1 protein-coding gene is annotated in these 3,996 nt (G+C 66.0%); it reads left to right on the forward strand.

Annotation, left to right across the window (positions count from 1 at the left end; genetic code table 11):
- Positions 1-3,996, forward strand: a 3,996-nt coding sequence (locus AC1RMD_RS31115; RefSeq protein WP_492932725.1) for a non-ribosomal peptide synthetase, incomplete at both ends; no start/stop codon positions are given.

Consider the following 3,996-nt stretch of genomic DNA (forward strand, 5'->3'; position numbering starts at 1 on the left):
TCGGCCGAGCTCAGCGCCGGCCTGCAAGCGCTGGCGCACCGCCAGGACGCCACCCTGTTCATGACCCTGATGGCCGGTTGGGCCACCTTGCTGGCCCGCCTGAGCGGGCAGGACGACCTCGTCGTCGGCACCCCGGTGGCCAACCGCCAGCATGCGCAGCTTGAACCCCTGATAGGTTTCTTCGTCAACACCCTGGCGCTGCGCGTGCGCCTGGCTGAGCAAGCCAGTGCCGCTGCGCTGATTGAGCAGGTCCGCAACAGCACCTTGCAGGCGTTGGCTCACCAGGACCTGCCGTTCGCGCAAGTGGTCGAGGCCCTCAATCCGCCGCGCAGCCTGAGCCACAGCCCGCTGTTCCAGTCGATGTTCGCGCTCAACAACACGCCGCAAAGCGAACTGCAATTGCCGGGCCTGCATCTGGCTTCCCTGCCGATGGCCCGGACCACCGTGCAGTTCGACCTGTCGCTGAACCTGGCCGAAACCGACGGCGTACTATCCGGCGCCATCGACTACGCCAGCGACCTGTTCGAGCGCAATTCCGTGGAACGCTTCGCCGTCTACTTCGAGAACTTGTTGACTGCGATGGTGGCCGAGCCAACGCAAGCGCTGGCCACGCTGCCCCTGCTCGGCCAGGCCGAGCGTGAGCAACTGCTGGTGGACTTCAACGACACCGCGACCGCTTACCCGCGCGACTTGCTGGTGCACCAGCTGTTCGAGGCCCAGTCCGCGCGCCAGCCTGACGCGCCGGCCCTGGTATTCGACGACCAGCAACTAAGCTACGGCGAGTTGAACCGCCGCGCCAACCAGCTCGCCCACCACCTGATCGCCCAGGGAGTGACGCCGGACGACCGCGTGGCCCTCTGCGTCGAACGCGGCTTCGACCTGGTGATCGGCCTGCTGGCCATCCTCAAGGCCGGCGGCGCCTATCTGCCGCTCGACCCGGCCTATCCGCAGGACCGACTGGCCTACATGCTGGAGGACAGCGCGCCCGTCGTGGTGCTGACCCAGCAGCACCTGGGCCTGCCGCCCGGCGCCGCCCCGGTCATGCTACTCGATCATGCGGCCTTCGCCGACGTTCTCGCCGGCCAGCCCACCGTCAATCCGCCGCAAGCGCAGGCGGCGCGTAACACGGCCACTGCCACGGCATACGTGATGTACACCTCGGGTTCGACCGGCCTGCCCAAAGGCGTGGTGGTGCCGCATCGCGGCGTACTGCGCCTGGTATGCAACAATCGCTTCATGCCCTTGTCCAGCACCACCGTGTTGTTGCAATGCGGTTCGATTGCGTTCGACGCCGCCACCCTGGAGATCTGGGGCGCCTTGCTCAACGGCGGTGTTCTTGCACTCTATCCCGGCGCCAAGATCGATCTGCGCACCCTGATCGCGCAGATCGGCAAGCACGCGGTCTCGTCGATGTTTGCGACGCCGGCGCTGTTCGAACAATTTGCGATGCATCCCGACACCGGAAGCCTCGCATCGCTGAGCCACATCCTGGTCGGCGGCGACGTCGCTCCCGTGGCGGCAATCGAGCATCTCCACGCGCGCCTGCCCCACGTGACGGTTGTCAACGTCTACGGTCCGACCGAAAATACGACGTTTAGCACCTGCTACGCCGTGCCGCGCCAGGGCCATGTGTTGCCTCTTCCGATCGGCAAACCCATCGCCAACTCCACGGCCTATGTGCTCGATGCCGCGTTGCAACCGGTGCCGGTCAACGTGCAGGGAGAAATCTGGGTCGGCGGCGATGGTGTGGCGCTCGGTTACCTGAACCGTCCTGAGCTCACCGCCGAGCGCTTCCTGCGCGACCCGTTCAGCAAGCAAGCCAACGCCCGCATGTACAAGACGGGCGACCTGGGCCGCTGGCTGGCCGACGGCAATCTCGACTACCTGGGGCGCAACGACTTCCAGGTCAAGCTCCGTGGCTTCCGCGTCGAACTGGGCGAGATCGAATCGCGTCTGGCCGCCTGCGACGGCGTGCGCGAGGCGCTGGTCGTCGCGCGCGAGGACCAGCCGGGCGACAAGCGCCTGGTGGCTTACCTGGTCGCCCAGGATGGCGCCGCGCCGTCCGCCGCCGACCTGCGCGCCGCCCTGGCCGCCAACCTGCCCGACTACATGGTGCCGGCCGCCTTCGTCACGCTGCACGCCTTCCCGCTGACCCCGAACGGCAAGCTCGACCGCAAGGCCCTGCCCGCTCCGGACCGCTCGGCGCTGGTTGACCGAGGTTACGAGGCGCCGCAAGGTCACATCGAGACGGTGATCGCCACCATCTGGCAAGAGCTGCTGGGTATCGAACAGGTCGGCCGCCACGACCATTTCTTCGAACTGGGCGGCCACTCGCTGCTCATCATCGGCATGATCGAACGCTTGCGGCAAAAGGAGCTGCTGGTCGATGTGAAATCCATCTTCAGCAACCCGACGCTGTCGGCACTGGCGGCGGCGATCGAATCGAACACCGTCATGGCGGTCGAGATCCCGGCCAACCCGCTGCTGCAAGTGCATCAGCATATCTCGCCCGAGCTGCTCCCGCTGGTATCGCTATCCCAGGCGGAGATTGACGGCATTGTTGCCGGCACAACCGGCGGCGCCCCCAATATCCAGGACATCTATCCGCTCGCGCCGCTGCAGGAAGGTATTCTGTTCCACCATTTGCTGTCCACGTCGGGCGATGCCTACCTGCTGCACACTGGCTTGCGCTTCGACAGCCGCCGCCATCTGGACCGTTTCCTGGCGGCCTTGCAGAACGTCATCGATCGCCACGACATCCTGCGCACCGCCATTCATAGTCAGGGACTGGAACGTCCGGTTCAACTGGTACAACGCGCCGCGCCGCTGCAAGTGCGGGAAGCAGCGCTGGCCGATCCGCACAGCCTGCGCCTCGACCTCAGCCAGGCGCCGCTGATTATGCCCTTTATCACCAGCGATCCGCACTCGGATGCCTGGCAGATGGTGCTCGTCTTCCACCACATGGTATGTGACCACATGACGATGGAGTTGTTGATCGATGAAATCGGCCTAGTGTTGCAAGGCCGTGCGGCCGAGCTGCCGGCAGCCCAGCCTTACCGCAATTTCATTGCGCAATTGTCCGCCACACCGCAGGCCGTGCACGAAGCCTACTTCAAACGCCAGTTGGACGACATCGTCGAGCCGTGCGCGCCGTTTGACGTGCTCGACACCCACGGCAGCGGTGCCAATGTGCATGAAAGCCGTTTGGCGCTGGCACCCATGCTGGCGCGGCGCATCCGCCAGAACGCGCAGCGCCACGGCACCACGGCCGCGACGCTGTTCCATCTGGCCTGGGCGCGCGTGCTGGCGGCCTGTTGCGGCCGTGACGATGTCGTGTTCGGTACCGTGCTGTTTGGGCGCTTGCAAGGCAGCGACGCCGCCGACCGCATGCTCGGCCTGTTCATCAACACGCTGCCGTTGCGCCTGCCGCTCGGCCAGCTCAGTGTCGGGCAGGCGCTCGCCGAAACCAGCCGCCGGCTCGCCGAGCTGCTGGAGCATGAAAACGCCCCGCTAGCGTTGGCCCAACGCTGCAGCGGCGTGCAGGCGCCCACGCCCTTGTTCACCACGCTGCTCAACTTCCGCCACTCGCGGCCGGCATCGGCGTCCGCCCATCTGGATGGACTTGAAGGTATCACCTTGTCGGGCGGCGAAGAGCGCACCAACTATCCAGTCACCGTCTCGGTGGACGATCTGGACGAGGACTTTGTCATCACCGCGCAGTGTGCCGGCGGCCTCGATGCGGCGCGCATGGCAAGCTATCTGCACTGCGCGGTCACGGCGCTGGTGGACGCGTTGGAACACGATGCCACGTTGCCGGTGGCGACGCTGGACGTGCTGCCGGCCGACGAGCGCGCACAACTGCTGGTGGACTTCAACGACACCGCCGTCGATTACCCGCGCGATTTGCTGGTGCACCAGTTGTTCGAAGCCCAGGCCACGCGCCAACCAGAGGCGCCGGCCCTGGTGTTCGACGACCAGCAACTAAGCTACGGCGAG

This window comes from Duganella sp. GW822-FHT06D06, assembly GCF_058799615.1.